General features: G+C 44.9%; 21 protein-coding genes. 19 read left to right on the top strand and 2 right to left on the bottom strand.

What is annotated here, in order from left to right; all coding sequences use genetic code 11:
• Positions 1-56: 56 nt before the first annotated feature.
• From RH46_RS19650 to RH46_RS19625, 6 genes are all read left to right on the top strand, one after another.
• On the top strand, positions 57-980 hold the full coding sequence (locus RH46_RS19650; protein WP_006881280.1) for a carbohydrate ABC transporter permease: 924 nt from the start codon (positions 57-59) through the stop codon (positions 978-980).
• The gene (locus RH46_RS19645; RefSeq protein WP_006881279.1) at positions 977-1,834 is read left to right on the top strand and encodes a carbohydrate ABC transporter permease; all 858 of its coding nucleotides are present in this window, start codon (positions 977-979) and stop codon (positions 1,832-1,834) included. The genes RH46_RS19650 and RH46_RS19645 overlap by 4 nt, the downstream gene beginning before the upstream one ends.
• Positions 1,835-1,839: 5 nt before the next feature.
• The gene (locus tag RH46_RS19640) at positions 1,840-2,955 is read left to right on the top strand and encodes an ABC transporter ATP-binding protein (RefSeq protein ID WP_006881278.1); all 1,116 of its coding nucleotides are present in this window, start codon (positions 1,840-1,842) and stop codon (positions 2,953-2,955) included.
• A gap of 412 nt (positions 2,956-3,367) precedes the next feature.
• Positions 3,368-4,363, top strand: coding sequence for a TRAP transporter substrate-binding protein (locus tag RH46_RS19635; RefSeq protein ID WP_006881277.1), 996 nt, complete (start codon positions 3,368-3,370; stop codon positions 4,361-4,363).
• Between the two features lie 103 nt (positions 4,364-4,466).
• Positions 4,467-5,138, top strand: a complete 672-nt coding sequence (locus tag RH46_RS19630; RefSeq protein ID WP_006881276.1) for a TRAP transporter small permease — start codon at positions 4,467-4,469, stop codon at positions 5,136-5,138.
• A 3-nt stretch (positions 5,139-5,141) separates the two neighbouring features.
• Entirely contained in the window at positions 5,142-6,503 is a 1,362-nt protein-coding gene (locus tag RH46_RS19625; protein ID WP_006881275.1) for a TRAP transporter large permease, read from the top strand.
• 152 nt (positions 6,504-6,655) lie between these two features.
• On the opposite strand, the gene RH46_RS19620 is transcribed toward RH46_RS19625, so the two are convergent.
• Both RH46_RS19620 and RH46_RS19615 read right to left on the bottom strand, forming a co-directional pair.
• Positions 6,656-7,999 (bottom strand): sigma-54-dependent transcriptional regulator, encoded by a 1,344-nt coding sequence (locus tag RH46_RS19620; RefSeq protein ID WP_006881274.1) that lies wholly within the window; start codon positions 7,997-7,999, stop codon positions 6,656-6,658.
• Between the two features lie 13 nt (positions 8,000-8,012).
• Positions 8,013-9,791 carry a sensor histidine kinase gene (locus RH46_RS19615; protein WP_040896294.1) on the bottom strand — a complete coding sequence of 593 codons (1,779 nt, stop codon included), beginning with the start codon at positions 9,789-9,791 and terminating at the stop codon, positions 8,013-8,015.
• 502 nt (positions 9,792-10,293) lie between these two features.
• Here RH46_RS19615 and tig point away from each other — a divergent pair.
• The 13 genes from tig (at position 10,294) to pyrF (ending at position 24,585) form a co-directional block, all read left to right on the top strand.
• Positions 10,294-11,598, top strand: coding sequence for a trigger factor (tig, locus tag RH46_RS19610; protein ID WP_006881272.1), 1,305 nt, complete (start codon positions 10,294-10,296; stop codon positions 11,596-11,598).
• A gap of 105 nt (positions 11,599-11,703) precedes the next feature.
• Positions 11,704-12,330, top strand: coding sequence for an ATP-dependent Clp endopeptidase proteolytic subunit ClpP (gene clpP, locus RH46_RS19605; RefSeq protein ID WP_006881271.1), 627 nt, complete (start codon positions 11,704-11,706; stop codon positions 12,328-12,330).
• Positions 12,331-12,410: 80 nt separating this feature from the next.
• Complete coding sequence (gene clpX / locus RH46_RS19600; RefSeq protein ID WP_006881270.1) at positions 12,411-13,694, top strand: ATP-dependent protease ATP-binding subunit ClpX; 1,284 nt, start codon at positions 12,411-12,413, stop codon at positions 13,692-13,694.
• Positions 13,695-13,823: 129 nt separating this feature from the next.
• Positions 13,824-16,175: an endopeptidase La gene (lon, locus tag RH46_RS19595; protein WP_006881269.1), complete on the top strand. Its 2,352-nt coding sequence runs from the start codon at positions 13,824-13,826 to the stop codon at positions 16,173-16,175.
• A 186-nt stretch (positions 16,176-16,361) separates the two neighbouring features.
• Entirely contained in the window at positions 16,362-16,640 is a 279-nt protein-coding gene (locus tag RH46_RS19590) for an HU family DNA-binding protein (protein ID WP_277422359.1), read from the top strand.
• Between the two features lie 175 nt (positions 16,641-16,815).
• Positions 16,816-18,675 (top strand): peptidylprolyl isomerase, encoded by a 1,860-nt coding sequence (ppiD, locus tag RH46_RS19585; protein ID WP_006881268.1) that lies wholly within the window; start codon positions 16,816-16,818, stop codon positions 18,673-18,675.
• A gap of 135 nt (positions 18,676-18,810) precedes the next feature.
• The gene (locus tag RH46_RS19580; RefSeq protein ID WP_006881267.1) at positions 18,811-19,104 is read left to right on the top strand and encodes a ComEA family DNA-binding protein; all 294 of its coding nucleotides are present in this window, start codon (positions 18,811-18,813) and stop codon (positions 19,102-19,104) included.
• Positions 19,105-19,245: 141 nt separating this feature from the next.
• On the top strand, positions 19,246-19,926 hold the full coding sequence (gene cmk / locus RH46_RS19575) for a (d)CMP kinase (protein ID WP_006881266.1): 681 nt from the start codon (positions 19,246-19,248) through the stop codon (positions 19,924-19,926).
• Between the two features lie 102 nt (positions 19,927-20,028).
• Positions 20,029-21,699 carry a 30S ribosomal protein S1 gene (gene rpsA / locus RH46_RS19570; protein WP_006881265.1) on the top strand — a complete coding sequence of 557 codons (1,671 nt, stop codon included), beginning with the start codon at positions 20,029-20,031 and terminating at the stop codon, positions 21,697-21,699.
• A gap of 210 nt (positions 21,700-21,909) precedes the next feature.
• Positions 21,910-22,191: an integration host factor subunit beta gene (gene ihfB / locus RH46_RS19565; protein WP_006881264.1), complete on the top strand. Its 282-nt coding sequence runs from the start codon at positions 21,910-21,912 to the stop codon at positions 22,189-22,191.
• Between the two features lie 140 nt (positions 22,192-22,331).
• Positions 22,332-22,610: a LapA family protein gene (locus RH46_RS19560; protein WP_006881263.1), complete on the top strand. Its 279-nt coding sequence runs from the start codon at positions 22,332-22,334 to the stop codon at positions 22,608-22,610.
• 27 nt (positions 22,611-22,637) lie between these two features.
• Positions 22,638-23,807 carry a lipopolysaccharide assembly protein LapB gene (gene lapB / locus RH46_RS19555; RefSeq protein WP_006881262.1) on the top strand — a complete coding sequence of 390 codons (1,170 nt, stop codon included), beginning with the start codon at positions 22,638-22,640 and terminating at the stop codon, positions 23,805-23,807.
• A gap of 82 nt (positions 23,808-23,889) precedes the next feature.
• On the top strand, positions 23,890-24,585 hold the full coding sequence (gene pyrF, locus RH46_RS19550; protein ID WP_006881261.1) for an orotidine-5'-phosphate decarboxylase: 696 nt from the start codon (positions 23,890-23,892) through the stop codon (positions 24,583-24,585).
• Positions 24,586-24,598 lie beyond the last annotated feature (13 nt).

Raw genomic sequence — 24,598 nt, 5'->3', positions numbered from 1 at the left:
TTTCTCTATTACCTGATCAGGATTTTGATTTGGGTCTTATGACGTAAGGACTCGTTATGGAGCATGTTGTCAATCGGTCTGATAAGAAGTCACAAGCAAAGGTTAACCTTGGCGACCGACTTCAGCATTGGCTACCGAAAATCGTTCTTGCCCCGACTGTTCTTGTAACTGTGGTATGTATCTATGGTTACATCTTCTGGACGGCGGCACTTTCAATGACCAACTCGCGCTTTCTGCCAAGCTTTAACTTTGTGGGCTTTGCTCAGTATGAAAAGCTGATGGAAAACGACCGTTGGATCACTTCAATCACTAACCTAGGTATCTTCGGCCTGCTGTTTATGCTGGTGGCAATTGGTTTAGGATTGGCTTTAGCTATTTTCCTTGATCAGAATATCCGTCAGGAAGGGGCGATCCGTACCATCTATCTCTATCCAATGGCGTTGTCCTTCATCGTGACAGGTACAGCGTGGAAGTGGATTCTTAACCCTGGATTGGGTATCGAAAAACTAATGCGGGACTGGGGCTTTACCGAGTTCGAATTCGATTGGCTGGTGAACTCCGATATGTCGGTTTATACCCTGGTCATTGCGGCGGTGTGGCAGTCTTCAGGCTTTGTTATGGCGATGTTTTTAGCCGGCCTGCGTGGTATTGACTCATCGATCATCAAAGCGGCGCAAATTGACGGCGCAAGCTTACCAACCATTTACTGGCAAATTATCATGCCGTGTCTGCGTCCGGTGTTTTTCAGTGCGGTGATTATCACTTCGCACATTGCAATCAAGAGCTTTGACCTGGTAACAGCGATGACTGCTGGCGGACCGGGCTACTCATCAGATCTACCTGCACTATTTATGTATGCACACTCATTTACTCGTGGTCAGATTGGCCTTGGTGCGGCGAGTGCGATGATGATGCTAGCAGGTATCTTAGCCATCTTAGTACCTTATCTGTACTCAGAACTTAGGGAGAAAAAATCATGATGCGTAGTGTGAATTTCTCTCGACTATTTATCTATTCGACACTGGTGTTCTTCTGTCTGGTTTACCTGATGCCACTGTTCGTAATGTTCATTACCTCATTTAAAACCTTGCCGGACATTAAAGCGGGTAATTTAATGAGTTTACCTACTGAGTGGGTGTTCGACGCTTGGTTTAAAGCATGGGACAGTGCTTGTACCGGGGTTAAGTGTGAAGGTGTTAAAGGTTACTTCTGGAACTCTTTCCAGATGGTTATTCCAGCAGTTGCTATCTCAACTCTATTGGGAGCGTTTAATGGTTACGTTGTGACCAAATGGCAATTCCGTGGTTCTAATCTGTTCTTCAGCCTATTGTTGTTCGGTTGTTTCATTCCGTTCCAGGTCATTCTTCTGCCAATGGCTGCAGTACTTGGCAAGTTAGGTTTGGCGAATACCACTGCTGGACTAGTGATTGTTCACGTTATCTACGGTATGGCGTTTACGACACTGTTCTTCCGCAACTTCTATATCAGTATCCCTGACGAGCTGGTTAAAGCGGCTAAGTTGGATGGTGCAGGCTTCTTCACGATTTTCTTCAAGATTCTGTTACCGATCTCAACGCCAATCATCATGGTGACGGTGATCTGGCAGTTCACAGCGATTTGGAATGACTTCCTGTTTGGGGTGGTTTATTCAGGCTCAGAAACTCAACCAATAACCGTTGCGCTCAATAACTTGGTTAATACCAGTACTGGTGTCAAAGAGTACAACGTTGATATGGCAGCAGCGATTATCGCGGCGCTACCAACACTATTAGTTTATGTATTAGCAGGAAAATACTTTGTTCGCGGCCTCACGGCTGGGTCGGTAAAAGGATAATTATCATGGCAACACTCGAACTTAAACAGATCCGTAAAACCTACCCGAAAGCGGAGCAAGAGACCTTAAAGGGTATCGACATTAACATTGATTCAGGCGAGTTCCTGATCCTGGTTGGGCCTTCGGGTTGTGGTAAATCTACCTTGATGAATACCATTGCCGGCCTTGAAAACATCAGCTCTGGTGAGATTGTTATCGACGGTAATGACGTATCAGAGGTTGAACCGAAAGACCGTGATATTGCGATGGTATTCCAGTCTTACGCCCTGTACCCGAATATGACAGTTCGCGGCAACATCGAGTTTGGTCTGAAGATCCGCAAGATGCCGAAGCAGGAGATTGATGCTGAAGTTGAGCGCGTTGCGGCAATGCTGCAAATTGATCACCTGTTAGATCGTAAACCTTCTCAGTTGTCTGGTGGTCAACGTCAGCGTGTCGCGATGGGTCGTGCACTTGCACGTCGCCCTAAGCTTTACTTATTTGATGAACCGCTATCAAACCTGGATGCCAAATTGCGTGTGGAAATGCGTCACCAGATTAAGCGCCTTCACCAGCAGCTTAATACGACGATCGTTTATGTTACTCACGATCAGATTGAAGCTATGACCCTGGCTGATCGTATTGCGGTAATGAAAGATGGTGAACTGCAGCAGTTAGGTACACCACAGGAGATCTACAACAAGCCAAACAATATGTTTGTAGCTGGCTTTATGGGCTCTCCATCAATGAACTTTATTAAGACCATGGTTGATTTAGATGCTCAGGATAACCCGGTGATTAAGGTTAAGGGCAGTAACGGTCAGGAACATCACATTAATCTGCCAGCATCTATGCGTGAGCAAGATGGCAAAGAGGTCGTGATTGGTCTGCGTCCTGAGCACATTACTGACAGTGAGAATCAGGAATCACAGGCGACGACTAAGCTTGACTTGATGCTTGAAGTGCTAGAGCCAACTGGGCCTGACACAATCGCAATGATTAAAGTAAATGAACAAGAGGTGGCTTGTCGTTTATCTCCTGAGTTTGATGTAACTGCAGGTCAGATAGCACCTTTGCACTTTGACTTATCAAAGGCAGTGTTCTTTGATGCCGCGACAGAGCAACGTATTGAGTTCCATTAATCTCTATTTTGTTGATAATGTTATTAGTAATTTGAGTATGGTGGACTATGCTTAGAGACATAGCATGAAATAAGAGTCATGCATCAATGAGTGGGGATGGGCAATTTCGTCTCCTTATTGTCCATCTCATCTCTTAGTAGCAAAAAAATGGCAGCCTTAGGCTGCCATTGTTTTTATGCTGCGCGTTTGTTAAATATGTGTGAATTCACCCGTTACGGAAAATAGAGTGGGTGGAAATCTACCCATTTTTTCAAGAAGTGTGATTTAGAAACTAGCCAAATATTTAGGTGGTGAAGTTAAGTTTTTGATTAATTTGAAATTAACCTGATTTTTGAAAGTTGGCTTAGTTATTGCCCTTATAAATATATCAACACCCAGTGATGGGGTTGTTCATTTAACAAGGAGAATAATAATGTTTAAGCCATTGACCCTACTATCTGCATCTATTCTTGCTGTGACCAGTTTTAACGCTGCGGCGAACTGTGATCCGGGTGAAACCGTTATCAAATTCAGTCACGTAACGAATACAGATAAACACCCGAAAGGTATCGCGGCTTCATTACTTGAAAAACGTGTGAACGAAGAGATGAACGGTAAAGTTTGTATGCAGGTTTTCCCGAACTCTACTCTATATGATGATAACAAAGTTCTAGAAGCTCTTCTTAACGGTGATGTGCAACTTGCTGCCCCTTCTCTGTCAAAGTTTGAAAAGTTCACGAAAAAATACCGTATCTTCGATCTACCTTTCCTGTTTGAAGACGTTGAGGCGGTTGACCGTTTCCAAAACTCAGAGTCTGGTGAAAAGCTGAAAAACGCGATGAAGCGTCGTGGCCTGCAAGGTCTGGCGTTCTGGCACAATGGCATGAAGCAGATGTCTGCTAACAAGCCTCTGCTAACTCCTGAAGATGCAAAAGGTCTGAAATTCCGTGTTCAGGCGTCTGACGTGCTTGTTGCTCAGTTCGAACAGCTAGGTGCTAACCCTCAGAAGATGTCTTTCAAAGAAGTTTACGGTGGTCTGCAGACTAAAGTTATCGATGGTCAAGAGAACACCTGGTCAAACATCTACGGTAAGAAATTCTTCGAAGTACAGGACGGTATTACTGAAACTAACCACGGTATTCTTGATTACCTAGTTGTTACTTCAAACGACTTCTGGAAGGGTCTGCCTAAAGACCAGCGTGAACAGCTAAACACGATTATCCAGGAAGTTACGGCTACACGTAATGCTGAGTCTTCACGCGTTAACCTTGCGAACAAAAATAACATCATCGAAGCAGGTGGTGAGGTTCGTACTCTGACTGCTGAACAGCGTCAACAGTGGGTAACAGCACTTCAACCAGTATGGCAGAAGTTCGAAAAAGATATCGGTTCTGACCTAATTGAAGCGGCACTAGCTTCAAATAAATAATAACAATTTCCCCTAACCTTTTTGGCCCTCTTAATACCTCAACTCTTCTCGGGGTATATCGGGGAGAGGGCCTTTCTTTTCTTGTGAGAAAGTGAAGTAACTTATGGAACAGTCTATATTTGCCAGAATTGGCAAGGTGACAGACGCAGTAGAAGAAACTCTGATTGCGTTCTTTTTGGGAGCAATGACCCTGCTCACCTTTGCTAATGTCATATTCCGTTACGTGTTTAATGACAACATCCTATGGGCTCTTGAACTAACAGTGTTCATGTTTGCCTGGATGGTGTTAGTCGGAGCTTCATATGGCGTGAAAAAACACTTCCACATCGGTGTTGATGTCATTATTAACCTCGCACCAGAGCGTCTGCGTAAAGTCTACGCAATGATCGCGGCTGCATGTTGTCTGGCATTTTCTATCTTGCTATTGATTGGTTCGTGGAACTACTGGTATCCATTTGCGACTGAACGCGCATGGTATGAAACAGACGATATTCCGATGCCAGAGATGCTGCAGTTTTTGTCTGACTGGTTAAATGAAGGTGAGCGTTACGAGAAACTACCACGCTTCATTCCATATATGGCACTGCCGATTGGTATGGCATTACTCACTTTCCGCTTTGCTCAAATCACTGTGCAAATTGTTACTGGCAAGTTGGATCGTCTCATCGCAGGTCACGAGGCTGAAGAAGAGTTAGAAGCTCTTAAAGAAGAACTCAAAGACGCTGGCGAAGTGATGGAGCCAAAGAACAATAACAACCACAGCAAGGAGGGCTAAGCCATGGAAATTCTATTTTTATTCGTCATGGTGATTGGCTTCATGCTTATTGGTGTGCCGATCGCTATCTCACTCGGTTTATCGAGTATTATTTTCCTGATGATGCATTCAGATGCGTCATTGGCTTCAGTGGCACAGACACTTTTTAATGCCTTTGCTGGTCACTACACGCTACTCGCGATTCCGTTCTTCATTCTGGCTTCTAGCTTCATGTCTACTGGTGGTGTGGCTAAACGTATTATCCGTTTCGCAATTGCTATGGTTGGCTGGTTCCGTGGTGGTCTGGCAATGGCATCTGTTGTTGCTTGTATGATGTTTGCAGCACTATCAGGTTCATCGCCGGCAACGGTAGTGGCGATTGGTAGTATTGTTATCGCGGGTATGATCAAAAACGGTTACTCAAAAGACTTTGCTGCAGGCGTTATCTGTAACGCGGGTACGCTAGGTATCCTGATCCCGCCATCGATTGTTATGGTTGTATACGCGGCGGCAACGGACGTCTCTGTTGGGCGTATGTTCCTTGGTGGTGTTATCCCGGGCCTATTGGCTGGTGTAATGCTGATGATCGCTATCTACATTGCAGCTCGTGTTAAGAATCTGCCAAAACAACCATTTGTTGGTTGGAAAGAGATGTTCGATTCAGCGAAAGATGCAAGCTGGGGCCTACTGCTCGTCGTTATTATCCTTGGTGGTATCTATGGTGGTATCTTCACTCCAACTGAAGCGGCAGCCGTTGCAGCAGTATACTCGTTCCTGATTGCTAACTTTATCTACAAAGATATGGGGCCATTTGCAGATAAGGAAAATACCAAACCAGCATTGGTAAAAATCGTGCAGGCGTTTGTTCATAAAGATACTAAACACACGCTTTACGAAGCAGGTAAGTTGACTATCATGCTGCTGTTTATCATTGCAAACGCACTGATCCTTAAGCACGTACTGACCGAAGAGCGCATTCCTCAGATGATTACGGAATCGATGCTATCTGCTGGTCTTGGTCCGATTACCTTCCTGATTGTAGTTAACGTACTACTGTTGATCGGTGGTCAGTTTATGGAACCATCTGGTCTGCTAATCATCGTTGCACCTCTTGTATTCCCAATCGCTATCGCACTGGGTATCGACCCGATTCACCTGGGTATTATGATGGTAGTGAACATGGAGATTGGTATGATTACTCCGCCTGTCGGACTCAACCTGTTTGTTACCGCCGGTGTTGCTAAGATGTCGATGATGCAGGTGGTCAAGGCTGCACTGCCGTGGGTAGGGGTGATGTTCCTGTTCCTCATTATCGTTACTTACGTACCTTGGGTGTCGACCTGGCTGCCAACGACTCTGATGGGACCTGAGATAATCACCAAGTAACCTCATCGCGAGATATAAAAAGGCCCGGATAAGTCATTATCCGGGCCTTTTGTTTTATGGACAGTGGTTGAGTTAATTTAATAACTCGTGGTTATCATTTCCTTTTGATAAGACAAAGATACGTCGCCTAACATGAATAAAAGGTGAATGTTTTATTCACTTTTGTAATTGCTTTTGTCCAGTCCATATTTTTGCATCTTGTCGTAGAGTGTTTTACGTGCCAGTTGCAGGCGATCCATGGTCTTCTTGATACTGCCGTTGCACTGGTTAAGCGCTTGTTCGATCAAACTTTTCTCAAACTCTGCCATTTGGTCAGCTAAACTCATCTCGCGGCTTTCTGTTGTAGGGTCGGATCCAAATTGAGAGAGCCGTCCTAGCAGGACGAAACGTTCAGCTGCGTTTCTCAACTCACGAACATTACCCGGCCAATCATGGCTCATCAACTGATGGATTTGCTGAGTTTCAATCGCGGGAGCAGATTTGCCATAGCGCGACGCTGCGACCAACAAGAAGTGGTGGAATAGGGTAGGAATATCTTCCTTGCGCTGTCTTAGTGGTGGAAGATCTAACGTGACGACATTAAGGCGGTAGTAGAGATCTTCACGAAAAGTCCCTTCTGCGGCGGCTTGTTTGAGGTCGACCTTGGTCGCGGCAATAACACGTATGTCTATCGGGACCAACTCATTAGAGCCGACTCGTTCGATAACTCTCTCCTGCAAAACGCGTAGCAGGCGAATCTGCGCCTGCAGTGGCATGGACTCAATTTCGTCGAGGAACAGAGTGCCCCCTTGAGCGTGTTCAAATTTACCGACACGTTTGGCATCTGCTCCGGTAAACGCTCCTTTCTCATGGCCGTAGAGTTCGCTCTCGATTAGATTCTCTGGCACAGCGCCACAGTTAATGGCAACAAAATTATTGTCACGGCGCGGGCTCTGTTCATGAATAGAGCGAGCAAAAAGCTCTTTACCTGTCCCGGTTTCACCAAACAGTAATATATCGGCATTGGTGTCAGCGATATGGACAATGGTGTCTCGCAAAACCTGTATAGATGGCGTATCACCAATAATTCTTGGCCCAAGAGTCTGGCTGGCTTTAAGGCTACGCTTTAACTCTTGATTTTCTAGCGTCAATTCACGTTTATCCAGAGCTCGTCTGGTGGTGTCGATTAGGCGATCTATCGGGAATGGTTTCTCAATAAAGTCGTATGCTCCGTTGCGCAGCGCGTTGACCGCCATTGAGATATCGCCATGCCCGGTAATGAGTATGACTGGAACATCTGGATCCTGATGCAGGATGCTGGCAAGCATATTTTCACCGGATAGGCCGGGTAGGCAGATATCGGTAATTACTACTTTAGGCAGGCCGTCACTTTTAATCGCTAGCAAGGCGTCTTCCGCATTGGCGAAAAAGCGCGCGCTTATATCTTCAAGCTCAAAACTTTGTTCAATCGCGAGGCGAATATCGCTTTCATCATCGATGAAGATAACGTCGTACATCTGTATTCCTTGATTAGGCTTCTACCGGGAGGGTTATCACAAATCGCGCTCCGCCAAGTGGTGAATCTGCGATATCGAGAGTGCCTCCCATTGCCTGGGTGATTTGTTGTGAAATCGAAAGTCCCAGCCCGAGTCCATTTTTTTTGGTTGTATAGAAAGGTTCAAACAACTGATGCTGTTCACTATAAGCGATACCCGGACCATTATCATCGACGAAAATAGCAATATGGGAGTCAGAAACGGTCGCTGAGATCTCGATGGTGCGCTGATCTTGCTGCTCGAGAGCTTGCATCGCGTTAGTGACAAGGTTGATCAGGACCTGTTCGAACTGAATAGGGTTGAGTTCAACGTTAGGCAGTTGTTGCTCGAGGTCGAGTCTGAGATCAACTTGCTTAGCTTTGCATTGAGCGGCTAACAGCTCTTTTGCAGACAAAATCAGAGGCTTTATATCCAGCTTACTGACTTCGTTACTATCGCTTTTACGGGTAAAAGAACGCAGTTGATTACTGATTTTTGCCATACGATCTGTCAGAGCCGAAATACGCGATAGATTGTCATCGACCCGTTCATAACTTTGCCTGGCCAAAAAACGTTTTCCATTGTCAGCGAAACTACGAATTGCCGCTAAAGGATTGTTGAGTTCGTGACTAATGCTCGCCGACATTTGGCCTAACACCGCGAGTTTAGCTGCCTGAATCAGTTCATCCTGAGTCTGACGTAACGCCTGCTCAGTCTTAGTCCTTTCACTGATCTCAGCTTGAAGCTCGGAAGTTCGTTCCATAACCAGAAATTCAAGCTTCTGTTTGGCTTCAGACTGCAGTTGTTCGAACTGACGTTTTTTTAATTGGCGTTGGTAAGCCAAAGCAAACGAGAGGTAAGCAATGACAAACATCAGACTGAGTACCAGTGAGAAGCTGAGCGTTGTCCAAAGTAAGTTCACTTTAGATGTCAGTACTCGCAGGGTTAGGTTATGTTTATCGAGCGGACGTGATGAAACCAGATAATCATGCTCAAACCCCGGTAAAGCGGGATTTCTCAGATGGGAATGCTCCCGAGACAAATCGCCAGCGAGGCCAAAAGATCGAATCGGTGTATCGAGATACTGGCGACTGTTGAGTATCGACTGACGGGTAGACTCGGATAACGTGGTCAGGCTTTTAAATAACCAGCTCTCGTTACTCGACATGAAAATAACATTGTTGCTGTCAGTAGCAACGAAGGTATTGGTCTTATTCTGCCAGTTGGCTTCAATGGCGGTCAGGTCCATTTTGATGACGATGACGCCGATGATTTCCGCCGCATAGGTTACCGGATAGGAAAAATAGTAACCCCGTTGCTTTGAACTCGAACCAAGGGCGAAATATTGGCTAGGCTTGCCTTGAATGGCATTAGAGAAGTAGGGGCGCCAGGCATAGTTTCGACCGACAAAGGAGCGTTCTAAGTTCCAGTTACTTGAGGCGATAGTATTGCCAAACTCATCAAGTAGATAAGCATCAGTAGACTGAATGGTTTGATTGATGTGTTGCAGATAGCGATTAGTCAGCTCAATTTGTGCTGAATTATCCGGTGACTGCAACGCAGAAATTAACTCACTGTCTTTGGCGATTAACTGTGGCAAGTGGGCATACTTGTCCAGTTTACTGGAAATAAACTCCGCGAAACGTTCGAGTTGCTCTTTATGCGTAGCGAGAAGGCTGGTCTCACTTGAATTCCAAACCCAGCTTGAACCACCAATTACCGCAAATACGTACAGAACAAGCAGATAAAACTTACCTCGTCGATACGTCAACATGATCATCCTTGCCAAACATCTTTAATCAACTATAGCGTAAAGGTTTTTGTTACAAATGTGTTTATTCATCTTGGTAAACTGAGCGCTAAAACCGGACTTAGATCGACTTTTAATCTTTAATTGAAAAAAAACGTTAGTTTCCATTGAAAAAGACATTAATGTCCCCATTTCTGGAAACAAAGGCTGCTATATTGGTGTTTTTTTTAGCAGTTAAGTGAGTTTTTAGGGTAATCCCTCAGCGATCGTAGGGTTCGGCTCGACAGCTATCGATCTGCTCGGTAGAATGCTGCGTCTGAATTTTATCTTGAGGCTAATCGGAGATACCTTTAACGGGCACTGTTCGAAAAGATATCGCTAATTAGTCCGATAGTTGATTTGTTCGATTATCGATACTCGGTTTATAAAAGAGTACTCACAGAGTACAAACAAGGATGGGTCCTGTTCGAACTAGGATAGGGCACATAAGCTCAGTTATCTGAGCCAGTTTTGAGGTTAATGAATAATGCAAGTTACTGTTGAAACGCTAGAGGGCCTAGAGCGCCGTCTAAACATTACTGTTCCTGCTGCAAACATCGAAGATGCTGTTACAGCTGAACTACGCAACATCGCAAAAAACCGTCGTTTCGATGGTTTCCGTAAAGGCAAAGTGCCTCTAAAAATGGTTGCGAAGATGTACGGCAAAGCAGTACGTCAAGACGTAATGGGTGAAGTAATGCAACGTCACTTCATCGAAGCGATTGTTAAAGAGAAAATCAACCCAGCAGGCGCACCTACTTTCGCACCAGTTGAAGGTAAAGAAGGTGAAGACCTAGTATTTAACGCAACTTTTGAAGTTTACCCAGAAGTTGAGCTAAAAGGTCTAGAGAACATCACTGTTGAAAAACCAACAACTGAAGTTCAAGACGCAGACGTTGAAGAGATGATCGACACTCTACGTAAACAGCAAGCAACTTGGGCTGAAGTTGAAGAAGCTGCTGAAGAAGGTAAGCGTGCAACAATCGACTTCGTTGGTTCTATCGACGGCGAAGAGTTCGAAGGCGGTAAAGCTGAGAACTTCCCTCTAGAAATGGGTGCTGGTCGCATGATCCCTGGTTTTGAAGACGGTATCGCAGGTAAGACTGCTGGTATGGAATTCGAAATCGACGTGACTTTCCCAGAAGATTACCACGCAGAGAACCTAAAAGGTAAAGCTGCTAAATTCGCTATCAAAGTAAACAAAGTTGAAGCTCGTGAGCTTCCAGAACTAAACGACGAGTTCGTTTCTAAGTTCGGTGTTGCTGAAGGTGGTGTTGAAGCTCTTAAAGCTGAAGTTCGTAAGAACATGCAGCGTGAGCTTAAGCAAGCTGTTAAGAACCGCATCAAAGAGCAAGCTATCGACGGTCTAGTTAAAGAAAACGAAATCGACGTACCTTCTGCTCTTATCGATCAAGAAATCGGTACTCTACGTCAGCAAGCTGCACAACGTTTCGGTGGTAACCCAGAAGCTGCACAGCAACTTCCACGTGAACTATTCGAAGAGCAAGCTAAGCGTCGCGTAGTAGTAGGTCTTCTACTAGGTGAAGTAATCAAGTCTGAAGAACTAAAAGCTGACGACGAGAAAGTTAAAGCTCTAATCGAAGAGATGGCAACTGCTTACGAAGATCCAGCAGAAGTTGTTTCTTACTACGAGCAAAACGAGCAGATGATGAACAACATGCGTAACGTTGCTCTAGAAGAGCAAGCGATCGACGCTATCATCGCTAAAGCTCAGGTTACTGAAAAAGAAGTTAGCTTCAACGAGCTAATGAACCAGCAACCAGCTGCTTAATAAGCAATATCTTGCGTAGAAGGTTGACGAAGCGTTAACTATTCTGCTAACAATGGTCCGTATGATATTTATCATCCGGGCCATTTATTTTAGGGACATAAGAATATGAGCTACCAAGAAAAAAATGCAATGTCGCCAATTCTAGACGCGCTAGTACCAATGGTGGTTGAACAAACTTCCCGTGGTGAACGTTCTTACGATATTTATTCTCGTTTGCTCAAGGAGCGCATCATCTTTCTGACAGGCCAGGTCGAAGACCACATGGCTAATCTGGTTGTAGCGCAACTGCTATTCCTCGAGTCAGAGAATCCTGATAAAGATATTTTCCTTTACATTAACTCGCCGGGCGGCAGCGTAACTGCGGGTATGTCGATTTACGACACAATGCAGTTCATCAAACCGAATGTTAGTACTGTGTGTATGGGTCAAGCGTGTTCAATGGGCGCGTTCCTGCTAGCTGGTGGTGCACCAGGTAAGCGTCACGTGCTACCAAACTCACGAGTTATGATTCACCAACCGCTAGGTGGTTTCCAGGGCCAGGCATCTGATATTCAGATCCATGCTCAAGAGATTCTGACTATCAAGCAAAAGCTAAACAAGCTGCTTGCAGAACACACTGGTCAGCCACTAGAAGTGATTGAGCGCGATACAGATCGTGATAACTTTATGTCTGCAGATCAAGCTGTAGAGTACGGTTTGGTTGACTCTGTATTAAACCACCGCGGTGAATAATTGATAGCAATTGTTTAGCGCAATTCGGTTTAAATTGATATACACTCAAATCATATGAGTAAAGGCTAAGAGGTTAGCGAATGACAGATAAAAGCAAAGAGAGCGGTAGTAGTAAGCTTCTTTACTGCTCTTTCTGCGGCAAAAGCCAGCACGAAGTTCGCAAGCTGATCGCCGGTCCATCCGTCTATATTTGTGATGAATGTGTCGATCTATGTAACGACATCATTCGTGAAGAGATCAAAGATGTTCTGCCGAAGAAGCAGTCTGAAGCACTACCAGTGCCAAGAGACATTCGTGCGCATCTTGATGACTACGTGATAGGCCAAGATTACGCTAAAAAAGTGTTAGCAGTAGCCGTTTATAACCACTATAAGCGTTTACGTAACGGAGATACGACGAGTGAAGGTGTCGAGCTTGGCAAGAGTAACATCTTGTTAATTGGCCCTACTGGTAGTGGTAAGACACTACTAGCTGAAACACTAGCTCGTTTCCTAGATGTACCGTTCACTATGGCTGACGCAACTACGCTGACTGAAGCGGGTTACGTTGGTGAAGATGTTGAAAACATCATCCAGAAACTTCTGCAGAAATGTGATTACGACGTAGCGAAAGCTGAACGTGGTATCGTGTACATCGATGAAATCGACAAGATTTCTCGTAAAGCTGAAAACCCATCAATCACGCGTGACGTGTCTGGTGAAGGTGTTCAGCAGGCGCTATTGAAACTTATCGAAGGTACGGTTGCATCGGTTCCACCACAAGGTGGTCGTAAGCATCCACAACAAGAGTTCCTACAGGTAGATACATCTAAGATTCTATTTATTTGTGGTGGTGCTTTTGCTGGCCTGGATAAGGTTATCGAACAGCGAGTAGCAACAGGTACAGGTATTGGTTTTGGTGCGGAAGTTCGCTCCAAAGACGAAACTAAGACGGTTGGCGAACTGTTTATGCAGGTAGAGCCAGAAGACTTAGTGAAATACGGTCTGATCCCTGAGTTCATTGGTCGTTTACCAGTGACAACTACCTTGACTGAACTGGACGAAGACGCACTGATTCAGATTCTGTGTGAGCCGAAGAACGCCCTTACTAAGCAGTATGCAGCGCTATTCGAGCTAGAAAACTCAGAACTTGAGTTCCGTGAAGACGCACTACGTGCAATCGCTAAGAAAGCGATGGAGCGTAAAACAGGTGCTCGTGGTCTGCGTTCAATCCTCGAAGGTGTTCTACTAGAAACTATGTACGAACTGCCATCTATGGAAGACGTAAGCAAGGTTGTGATTGATGAGTCAGTAATTAAGGGTGAGTCTGAACCACTACTTATTTACAGCAACTCGGACAATCAAGCTGCGGGCGCTGAATCATAATCTGATTCACAGAAATTGAAGTAGATAGAAAGGGGGTAATCAATTACTCCCTTTTTTTTATTCTTTCATTGAATCCAACCAATTAGCCCCCATATACTGCTCATAGGACTAAGCGGAAGAGAGAAGAATATGAACTTGGAACGTTCCGAACGTATCGAGATCCCCGTACTACCTCTAAGAGATGTAGTCGTTTACCCGCATATGGTAATTCCACTGTTTGTTGGCCGTGAAAAATCTATTGCCTGCCTTGAAGCAGCAATGGACAACAACAAACAAGTGTTATTGGTAGCGCAGAAAGAAGCGGATACCGATGAACCGACTCAAGGCGACATGTTTGATGTTGGTACCGTTGCGACTATCCTTCAACTATTAAAGCTGCCAGATGGTACGGTAAAAGTACTTGTTGAAGGCCAGCAGCGTGCTCGAATTAACCACTTTATCGAAAACGAATTTTTCTTTGCTGACGCTGAATATCTAACGACTGAAGAGTTAGATGAGCGTGAGCAAGAAGTCATTGTCCGTAGCGCAATTAACCAGTTTGAAGGCTTTATCAAGCTCAACAAAAAGATCCCACCAGAAGTACTGACGTCTCTGAATGGGATTGATGAAGCGGCACGCCTTGCTGATACCATCGCTGCACATATGCCACTTAAACTGGCTGATAAGCAGGCTGTTCTAGAGCTGCTAGACGTAACTGAGCGTCTGGAGTTCCTGATGGGACAGATGGAATCAGAAATCGACCTGCTGCAAGTTGAAAAACGCATTCGTACCCGCGTTAAAAAGCAGATGGAAAAATCTCAGCGCGAGTACTATCTGAATGAGCAAATGAAAGCGATTCAGAAAGAGCTTGGTGAAAGTGAAGATGGCGTTGACGAGTTTGAAACTCTGAAACAGAAAATCATCGACTCTAAAATGCCTCAAGAAGCGCGTGACAAGACTGAACAAGAGCTACAAAAGCTTAAGATGATGTCGCCAATGTCTGCTGAAGCGACCGTTGTTCGTGGCTACATTGACTGGATGCTGGGTGTCCCATGGAACAAACGTTCTAAGGTTAAGAAAAACCTGGCTAAAGCCGAAGAGATCCTAAACGAAGATCACTACGGTCTAGAGCGTGTTAAAGAACGTATCCTTGAGTACTTAGCGGTTCAGAACCGTATCAATAAGCTTAAGGGGCCAATTCTGTGTCTAGTCGGTCCTCCAGGTGTAGGTAAAACCTCGCTAGGTCGCTCTATCGCAGCGGCAACAGGGCGTAAATACACCCGTATGGCACTGGGTGGTGTACGTGATGAAGCGGAAATCCGCGGTCACCGTCGTACTTACATTGGTTCAATGCCGGGTAAGCTAATTCAGAAAATGTCTAAAGTTGGTGTAAAGAACCCACTGTTCCTGCTGGATGAGATCGACAAGATGTCTTCAGATATGCGCGGTGATCCTTCTTCTGCACTGCTAGAGGTTCTGGACCCAGAGCAAAACAACGCGTTTAACGACCATTATCTGGAAGTGGATTACGATCTGTCAGATGTCATGTTTGTCGCGACGTCTAACTCGATGAACATTCCGGGCCCACTACTGGACCGTATGGAAGTCATTCGCCTGTCAGGCTACACGGAAGACGAAAAGCTTAATATTGCTAAACGTCACCTGGTTGATAAGCAAATCCAACGCAACGGCCTGAAAGCCGGCGAGATTGTCATCGAAGATTCAGCAATCATCGGCATTATCCGTTACTACACACGTGAAGCGGGTGTACGTAGCTTAGAGCGTGAAATCTCTAAGATCTGTCGTAAAGCGGTTAAGAACATCCTGCTTGATAGTGACCTTAAGACGGTGACGGTCAACATGGAAAACCTTAAAGAGTACTTAGGTGTTCAACGCCACGACTATGGTAAAGCAGACGACAGTAACCGCATTGGTCAGGTAACAGGTCTGGCGTGGACAGAAGTGGGCGGTGATCTGCTTACTATTGAAACCGAAGCGATGCCAGGTAAAGGCAAGCTGACTCAGACTGGTTCTCTTGGCGATGTAATGCAAGAGTCGATTCAGGCGGCAATGACAGTCGTGCGTTCTCGTGCCGAAAAACTGGGTATCAACTCAGATTTCTACGAGAAGCGTGACATTCACGTGCACGTTCCTGAAGGGGCGACACCTAAAGACGGCCCAAGTGCGGGTATCGCTATGTGTACTGCTCTGGTTTCTAGCCTGACGGGTAACCCAGTAAAAGCTGAAGTGGCGATGACAGGTGAAATCACTCTACGCGGTGAAGTTTTACCAATCGGTGGCTTGAAAGAAAAGCTGCTTGCAGCACACCGTGGTGGCATCAAAACAGTACTGATTCCTAAAGATAATGAGCGTGATTTAGAGGAAATTCCTGACAATGTCATCGCTGATCTGAAGGTGATTCCAGTGCAATGGATCGATGAAGTACTGAAAGTTGCACTAGAAAAAGAACCGTCTGGTGTAGAGTTTGCTGTAGCAAAATAGTGATGTGCAGCAAAAATAAGTAAAAGATTACGCTGATAAGTACAAAAATGCTTGTCAGCGTTTTTTTTGGACGCTAACGTTATCGACGATAGCTACAAGCCTTGTAACACAAGGGTTTGTCGCGAATTTGAAACGAAATGGAACGTAAAGCTGCCATAAAAATACAAACAGGCAGCGCAAAGGGGAATCACAGTGAATAAAACACAATTAGTAGAAAAAATCGCAGAAAATGCAGATCTATCTAAAGCATCTGCTGGTCGTGCTCTAGATGCATTCATCGAAGCAGTAGGTGACACTCTACAGTCTGGTGATCAAGTTGCTCTAGTTGGCTTTGGTACTTTCAGTGTTCGTACTCGCGCAGCACGTACAGGTCGTAACCCTAAGACTGGTGAAGAGATTCAAATCGCAGAAGCTAAGGTTCCTGCATTCAAAGCTGGTAAAGCTCTGAAAGATTCTTGTAACTAATAAAAAATCGCCTCAAGAGGTGATTTTTTCGAACCTTTTTAAATTATGCGCATCATACTGATGCGCATTTCTTTTTCTGGTATTATCGCGCTATTCAATTTTTTAATTATGAAATGTACCGAACTCACGAATCAGTGTGATTAAGTGCGGTACATCAGCGGAGAGTAGTTTAAGTATGATGGACCGATTACGCGAAGGCGTTAACAGCATCGCGGTTAAAATTATCCTAGGGCTTATCATCCTATCTTTCGTATTTGCAGGTGTTGGTAGTTACATCGTTGGTGGCTCAAATAACTCTGCTGCAAAAGTAGGCAATGTTGAAATTGGTCGTGGTGAGTTTGAACAGGCTTACCAAAATGAACGTAATCGCATGCAAGCTCAGCTTGGTGATTACTTCTCTAATCTACTGGCTGATCCAAGCTATGTAGAATCTTTCCGTAAATCAGTTCTTGATCGTATGGTCAATGACCTTCTTCTAGAACAGCACGCAGAGTCACTAGGCCTACGTGTAAGCGATTCGCAAGTTCGTACGCTAATCCTAGAAATGCCTCAGTTCCAAGTTGACGGCAAATTTGATCAAGAGATCTATCAGACTGCACTGCGTCGTGCTGGTTTCTCGGCAGAAAGCTTTGCTGAGTACCTACGCCGTGACCTAGTTCGTAACCAACTGATGACTGCGATTCAAGGTAGTGATTTCGCGCTACCAGGCGAAGTAGAAGCTCAAAGCAAGCTGCTAACGCAAACTCGTGACATTAAGAAGGTAACTCTTTCTCTGGCAGATTTTGCAGCGAAAGCAGAACTATCTGAACAAGAAATCAGTGACTACTATCAACAAAACCCTGAGCGCTACACTCGTCCAGAGCAAGTGAAAGTGGCTTATGTTGAACTGTCGGCTCAGCAACTAAAAGAGAACATCGAGATTTCTGACGAGCAGGCTGAGAAGTACTACCAAGAGCATATCGATAAATACTCTTCAGAAGAGCAGCGTCGTGTTAGTCATATCCTGATTGAAGGTGATGACCAGGCTAAGGCACAAGCTATTCTGGACGAACTAAACGCAGGTGCAGACTTCGCTACTCTTGCGGAAGAGAAATCTGACGACTTTGGCAGTGCATCAGAAGGTGGTTCTCTAGGTTGGATCGAACGCGATGTAATGGACCCTTCATTCGAAGAAGCGGCATTTGCTCTGACTAAGGTTGGTGAAACAACAGGTCTGGTTAAATCCGATTTCGGTTACCACATCATCAAGCTTGATGAACTAAAAGATTCAGTTGCTAAGCCTTACCAAGAGGTTGCAGCGGAAATCAAGCAAGAGCTAAAAGATCAGCAAGCAATCGACCAATACTACGAGCTTCAGAGTGAGCTAGAAAAGGTAGCGTTTGAGTACCCTGATTCATTGGACGACGCAGCGAAAGCAATCAATGCTGAAATCCATACTACCGACTTCATCTCTCAAGTAGATGCACCAGAGCTTCTTAAAACACCAGCTGTGCTGCAAGCGATTGTTAGCCCAGAAGTGAAAGAAGATGGTCTGAACTCAGAAGTCATTGAAGTTGCTCCGGAGCACGTGATTGTAGTGCGCGTTGAAGATAGCCGTGACGAAACTGTATTGCCACTTGAGCAAGTTCGCTCTGATGTGACTAAAGCGCTGGCTAATGTCAAAGGTGAACAAACTGCTATTGAACTAGCGCAAAACCTGGTTGCAGAGTTAAAAGAGGGCAAACAGGATCTGTTGTCTGAAAGCGGTTTGGCATTTGGCGAAACAGAAACTCTTGATCGCAGCTCTCCATTAGCAGACGTTGTGTTCTCTATGGTTAAACCAGTTGATGGTGGCGTAGGCTTCGCTCAAGCGAAAGACCTTAACGGTGACATCGTTGTGGTTGAACTGACTAAGGTTGCTTCTGATTTTGATCCACAATACAACCAACAGATTGGTGCTCAGCTATCACAAGTGAATGCTCAGCAAGATCTGACAGGTTTAATCAGCATCCTACGCAAGACAATTGATATTGAATACTATGTTGTGACTCAATAATTAGTCGCGATGTAATTGATATATCTATCCGAACGGACTGCCTTGGCAGTCCGTTTTGTTTTAGAACTTAAGTTATTTTTTTAATTTTGATAGTGGTTAAGCTGACTGCACTATCAAGACAACAAGGAAATAACTATGCTTAAAAAGCTGGTCCTCGCGACACTTCTATTATGTTTCAACCCTTATACTTTCGCTGAAGAAGGCAAAGTGGATCCCCAGTATCAGGGCATTGAAATCACGGTAAACATCAATCAGGCGAGTGCAGAAGAGATTGCAGATTTACTGATTGGGATTGGATTACAGAAGGCGCAAGCGATTGTTGAGTATCGTCAACAGAATGGTGAGTTTAAAAGCGCTGACGAATTGGCAAAAGTGAAAGGGATCGGCACTGCAATTGTCGATAAAAACCGCGAGCGAATTCTTCTTTGAACCCCTTTAAGAGCGCTTGGCGCTCTTTTTTTCATTTCAATAAAATCCTTCCTAGAACCTCTGGTCGTTTCGCTCTATAATTCCACGCCGAAACAAGGTCAATGCGCAGAGCTTTGATCAGTAACCAACATGGAGTAAAACATGTCGTCTCATACACCGGTAGTAACCGTTGATGGACCAAGTGGTGCTGGAAAGGGCACACTTTGTATGCTGCTAGCAAAAAAATTAGGGTTTCATTTATTAGACTCGGGAGCGATTTATCGCGTTCTTGCTCTAGCTGCAATTCATCATGGTGTCGATCTTGAGTCGGAAGATGCACTGGTTCCTTTAGCAACGCATTTGGACGTTCAGTTTATTGCTGAAGGTGACCTGGTTAAAGTTATTCTCGAAGGTGAAGATGTTTCTGGAGAGCTTCGCAAAGAAGAGACGGGTATGGCTGCGTCAAAAGTCGCTGCTCTTCCACGTGTTCGTGAAGCACTTCTTCGTCGTCAGCGTGCATTTGCAGAAGGTCAGGGCTTAGTGGCTGATGGCCGTGATATGGGAACAGTTGTCTTCCCACAAGCAGAGGTTAAGATCTTTCTGGATGCTAGTGCTGAAGAGCGAGCGAACCGCCGCCTTAAACAGTTGCAAGGCAAGGGGTTAGATGTTAAATTTGACGACCTTTTGAGCGAGATCCAAGAGCGTGACGACCGAGATCGTAACCGCCCAGTAGCGCCATTACGCCCTGCTGAGGATGCGCTATTGCTAGATTCTACTACGATGAGTATCGACGAAGTGGTAGAAAAGGCACTACAATATATCGAATCTAAGCTAGTAGCTTAGGCTGCTAGGTAAGAACGTTGGTCGCAAGGATGATGACCGGCGAAGTTAATAACCCCATGTGGTAGGACACCCGTGGACGTTTAATTTATTGAAGATTAAATAATGACTGAATCTTTTGCTCAACTCTTTGAAGAGTTTCTAAACGAGACTGAATTCCAACAAGGTACTATCGTTAAAGGTACTGTAGTAGCTATCGAGAACGGTTTCGTTCTTGTTGACGCTGGTCTTAAGTCTGAGTCTGCTATCCCTGCTGAACAGTTCAAGAACGCTGCTGGCGAACTTGAAGTTGAAGTTGGTTCTGAAGTAGACGTAGCTCTAGACGCTGTAGAAGACGGTTTCGGTGAAACTCAACTTTCTCGTGAGAAAGCGAAGCGCCACGAAGCTTGGATTGTACTTGAGAAGGCTTACGAAGAAGCTGAAACTGTTGTTGGTATCATCAACGGTAAAGTTAAAGGCGGTTTCACTGTTGAACTAAACGGTATCCGTGCTTTCCTTCCTGGTTCACTAGTAGACGTGCGTCCAATTCGCGACACAGCTCACCTAGAAAACAAAGAGCTAGAGTTCAAAGTTATCAAACTTGACCAGAAGCGTAACAACGTAGTTGTTTCTCGTCGTGCAGTTATCGAATCTGAGAACAGCGTTGAGCGTGATGAGCTTCTAGAGACTCTACAAGAAGGCGCAGAAGTTAAAGGTATCGTTAAGAACCTTACTGACTACGGTGCGTTCGTAGATCTAGGTGGTGTTGACGGTCTTCTACACATCACTGACATGGCTTGGAAGCGCGTTAAGCACCCTTCTGAGATCGTTAATGTTGGTGACGAGATCCAAGTTAAAGTTCTTAAGTTCGACCGTGAGCGTACTCGCGTATCACTAGGTCTTAAGCAGCTAGGCGAAGATCCATGGGTAGCAATCGCTAAGCGTTACCCAGAAGGTCACAAACTATCTGGTCGCGTTACTAACCTAACTGACTACGGCTGTTTCGTTGAAATCGAAGAAGGCGTTGAAGGTCTAGTACACGTTTCTGAAATGGATTGGACTAACAAGAACATCCACCCATCTAAAGTTGTTAATGTTGGCGACGAAGTTGAGGTTATGGTTCTTGAAATCGACGAAGAGCGTCGTCGTATCTCTCTAGGTCTGAAACAGTGTAAAGCTAACCCATGGCAATCTTTCGCTGAAGCGCAAGCTAAAGGCGACAAAGTTACTGGTAAGATCAAGTCTATCACTGACTTCGGTATCTTCATCGGTCTAGAAGGCGGCATCGACGGTCTAGTTCACCTATCTGACATTTCTTGGAATGTTGCTGGTGAAGAAGCTGTACGTGAGTACAAGAAAGGCGACGAGATCTCTGCAGTAGTTCTAGCAGTAGATGCTGAGCGTGAGCGTATCTCTCTAGGCGTTAAGCAAATGGAAAACGACCCATTCAACGCTTACGTTTCTGAGAAGAAGAAAGGTGTACTAGTTAACGGTACTGTTACTGCAGTAGACGCTAAAGGTGCAACTATCGAGCTTGAAGAAGGCGTAGAAGGTTACATCCGCGCTTCTGAAGTTTCTCGTGACCGCGTAGAAGACGCTTCTCTAATCCTAAGCGCTGGTGACAGTGTTGAAGCTAAGTTCACAGGTGTAGACCGTAAGAACCGCGTAATCAACCTATCTATCAAAGCTAAAGATGAAGCTGAAGAGCAAGAAGCAATGGCTTCACTGAACAAAGCAGACGATGCTTCATTCGGTAACGCTATGGCTGACGCTTTCAAAGCAGCTAAAGGCGAATAATTAATCGCTTTTAAGAAAAAGGGGCCGAAAGGCTCCTTTTTTATGTTTCCAGTTTTGCTAGTGGTAATACCAATCTCTGCAAGATGTTTTGTTAAATACACTTTTTCATTACACACATTGCTCAAATTTTGTCTAAAATTGTAGGCAAGTGTTTGTTGGAACTGGTATTACTTACTATAATAAGTGATAAATTACTCTATGAGGGCAACTATGACTAAGTCTGAATTGATCGAAAGACTCTGTGCAGAACAGACGCACCTTTCGGCTAAAGAGATCGAAGATGCTGTGAAAGATATTTTAGAGCATATGGCTTCAACACTGGAAAGTGGAGACCGAATTGAGATTCGTGGTTTTGGTAGTTTCTCTCTTCACTTCCGCGAACCACGTGTTGGACGTAACCCTAAAACAGGTGACAAGGTAGAGTTAGAAGGCAAATTTGTTCCTCACTTTAAACCTGGTAAAGAGTTACGAGAGCGAGTAAATATCGGTTAGATTCCCGAAATTACTGATAAAAGAGCGGCATACATAGCGTATGCCGCTTTTTTATCATTGGAATTACCCAGATAACCATGGTTTGTTTGTATCTTTTACTGCATAATCGTAACGGCAGAACTTATCTTAGGTGATGGACTATGAAAATTATAAAAATCGTTCTTGTACTGGCCCTATTCTTGATTGCACTGGCTTTAGGCTCTCAGAACCAAGCGATTGTTACGTTTAACTACCTGTTGGCGCAGGGAGAGTTTCATCTCTCAACTCTGCTAGGTGGCGTGTTTATTGTTGGTTTCCTGCTAGCATGGTTGATATTCGGTAGCTTGCATCTTAAGTCTCAATTACAGGTGCGCAAACTAAGAAAACAATTAACTAAGCTCTCTCCTGCAGCAAGTGAACCAACTCAAGGTAAAGCTTAAAAGTTGTATTAGGTAGGCTGTTACTCGATGTTAGAAATTCTCTTCTTGTTATTGCCAATTGCAGCCGCATACGGCTGGTATATGGGTAATCGCAGTGCCCAGCAAGACAAGCAGAAACAATCAAACCAAATCTCACGTCAGTATGTGACGGGTTTAAACCTGCTTTTATCAGACCAGTCTGATAAAGCAGTTGATCACTTTATCGAGCTTCTTCAAGTCGATAACGAAACGATCGACACCCATTTAGCTCTCGGTAATCTATTCCGTTCGAGAGGTGAAGTCGATCGAGCAATTCGTATCCACCAAAATCTTATCTCCCGCTCCGGGCTTACCATAGACCAGAAAAACATTGCTCTGCAGCAGCTGGCAAAAGACTACATGGCTTCTGGTTTCCTCGACAGAGCGGAAAAAATCTTCGAACAATTGGTTGATGAGCCTGACCACAGAGAAGCTGCTTTGCAGCAATTAGTTGCGATCTACCAGCAAACGCGCGAGTGGAGCAAAGCAATTAACTACGCTTCACTGTTGGTTAAGATGGGGCGTAAGCGTATGCGCACCAGCATTGGACATTTCTGGTGTGAGCTTGCAATGCAGGAGAAGGCTGAAGGTAACCACGCTCAGGCAATGCAGAATTTTAAACGTGCATTAGCTGAAGATCCTAAATGTGTTCGTGCTTCAATCGCACTCGGTAAGCTTTATTTAGACAATGAAGATTACCGCAGCACCATCAAATATATGGAGATGGTACTGGATCAGGACAGTGACTTCGTTAGTGAAGTCTTACCGACACTAGCTGAGTGTTATCACCATTTAGGTCAAGAAGATGAGCTGTTGAACTTCTTACGCCAGTGTATCGTCAATAAAGCGGGTGTATCGGCCGAATTGATGTTGGCACAGCTTGTCGCACAGCATGACGGTGTGGGCGCCGCACAGGAGCTGCTAACGCGCCAGTTAGTTAAGAACCCGACTATGAAGGGCTTCTACCGCCTGATGGACTACCATTTGGCTGAAGCTGAAGAAGGGCGTGCTAAGGCCAGTTTAGGTACGTTGCAAAAACTGGTTGGTGAACAGTTAAAAGTGAAACCTCATTATCGATGTCGTAAATGTGGTTTCTCAACCCATTCGATGTATTGGCATTGTCCTTCATGTAAAGGGTGGGGAACGATCAAGCCAATCCGCGGATTGGATGGTGAATAGTTTTTATGGGCTTGTCCCATAGCAAAATGGCAGCGGTGATCCCGCTGCTTTTTTTCGATTTATTTAAAAGTTAGGAGATGAAATGATCGACCAAAAAGTAATTGTTGCGCTGGACTATGACAACCAGGCCGATGCACTCGCTTTTGTTGATAAAATTGACCCAAGCTCGTGTCGTCTTAAAGTCGGCAAGGAGATGTTTACCTTATTTGGTCCTGACTTCGTTAAAGAGCTTCACAAACGTGGATTCTCGGTATTCCTAGATCTTAAATTTCATGACATTCCAAATACCTGTTCTAAAGCAGTGCGTGCAGCGGCTGAAATGGGCGTTTGGATGGTAAACGTTCATGCAAGTGGCGGTGAGCGTATGATGACAGCTTCACGTGAAATCCTAGAACCATATGGAAAGGATCGCCCGCTGCTTATCGGTGTGACGGTATTGACCAGCATGGAGCAGAGTGACTTAGCTGGCATTGGTTTGGATATTGCGCCACAGGAGCAAGTCATTCGCCTAGCCAACTTAACTAAAAACTCAGGTCTTGATGGGGTAGTGTGTTCAGCTCAGGAAGCATCTATGCTGAAAGGTGAATTAGGTCAGGAGTTCAAGCTGGTTACTCCGGGTATTCGTCCTGCTGGTGCTGCTGTTGGCGACCAGAAACGTATCATGACACCAGTCGATGCCGTGAAAGCGGGTTCAGATTACCTGGTTATTGGTCGTCCAATTACTCAAGCGCCAGATCCAGCGGCGGTATTAGCACAAATCAACGCGACGCTTGTTTAAGCCTGATTATCGT

This window comes from Vibrio brasiliensis LMG 20546, from assembly GCF_000189255.1.
Classification (GTDB): domain Bacteria; phylum Pseudomonadota; class Gammaproteobacteria; order Enterobacterales; family Vibrionaceae; genus Vibrio; species Vibrio brasiliensis.
This window is presented reverse-complemented; position numbering and strand designations above follow the sequence as displayed.

Coding starts and splice junctions, on each gene's coding strand:
- lon (WP_006881269.1), top strand. CDS start 13,824: ATGAACTTGGAACGTTCCGAACGTATCGAGATCCCCGTACTACCTCTA.
- RH46_RS19645 (WP_006881279.1), top strand. CDS start 977: ATGATGCGTAGTGTGAATTTCTCTCGACTATTTATCTATTCGACACTG.
- pyrF (WP_006881261.1), top strand. CDS start 23,890: ATGATCGACCAAAAAGTAATTGTTGCGCTGGACTATGACAACCAGGCC.
- RH46_RS19620 (WP_006881274.1), bottom strand. CDS start 7,999: ATGTACGACGTTATCTTCATCGATGATGAAAGCGATATTCGCCTCGCG.
- RH46_RS19635 (WP_006881277.1), top strand. CDS start 3,368: ATGTTTAAGCCATTGACCCTACTATCTGCATCTATTCTTGCTGTGACC.
- RH46_RS19640 (WP_006881278.1), top strand. CDS start 1,840: ATGGCAACACTCGAACTTAAACAGATCCGTAAAACCTACCCGAAAGCG.
- cmk (WP_006881266.1), top strand. CDS start 19,246: ATGTCGTCTCATACACCGGTAGTAACCGTTGATGGACCAAGTGGTGCT.
- RH46_RS19625 (WP_006881275.1), top strand. CDS start 5,142: ATGGAAATTCTATTTTTATTCGTCATGGTGATTGGCTTCATGCTTATT.
- clpX (WP_006881270.1), top strand. CDS start 12,411: ATGACAGATAAAAGCAAAGAGAGCGGTAGTAGTAAGCTTCTTTACTGC.
- RH46_RS19615 (WP_040896294.1), bottom strand. CDS start 9,791: ATGTTGACGTATCGACGAGGTAAGTTTTATCTGCTTGTTCTGTACGTA.
- ihfB (WP_006881264.1), top strand. CDS start 21,910: ATGACTAAGTCTGAATTGATCGAAAGACTCTGTGCAGAACAGACGCAC.
- RH46_RS19580 (WP_006881267.1), top strand. CDS start 18,811: ATGCTTAAAAAGCTGGTCCTCGCGACACTTCTATTATGTTTCAACCCT.
- RH46_RS19650 (WP_006881280.1), top strand. CDS start 57: ATGGAGCATGTTGTCAATCGGTCTGATAAGAAGTCACAAGCAAAGGTT.
- lapB (WP_006881262.1), top strand. CDS start 22,638: ATGTTAGAAATTCTCTTCTTGTTATTGCCAATTGCAGCCGCATACGGC.
- clpP (WP_006881271.1), top strand. CDS start 11,704: ATGAGCTACCAAGAAAAAAATGCAATGTCGCCAATTCTAGACGCGCTA.
- rpsA (WP_006881265.1), top strand. CDS start 20,029: ATGACTGAATCTTTTGCTCAACTCTTTGAAGAGTTTCTAAACGAGACT.
- tig (WP_006881272.1), top strand. CDS start 10,294: ATGCAAGTTACTGTTGAAACGCTAGAGGGCCTAGAGCGCCGTCTAAAC.
- RH46_RS19630 (WP_006881276.1), top strand. CDS start 4,467: ATGGAACAGTCTATATTTGCCAGAATTGGCAAGGTGACAGACGCAGTA.
- RH46_RS19560 (WP_006881263.1), top strand. CDS start 22,332: ATGAAAATTATAAAAATCGTTCTTGTACTGGCCCTATTCTTGATTGCA.
- ppiD (WP_006881268.1), top strand. CDS start 16,816: ATGATGGACCGATTACGCGAAGGCGTTAACAGCATCGCGGTTAAAATT.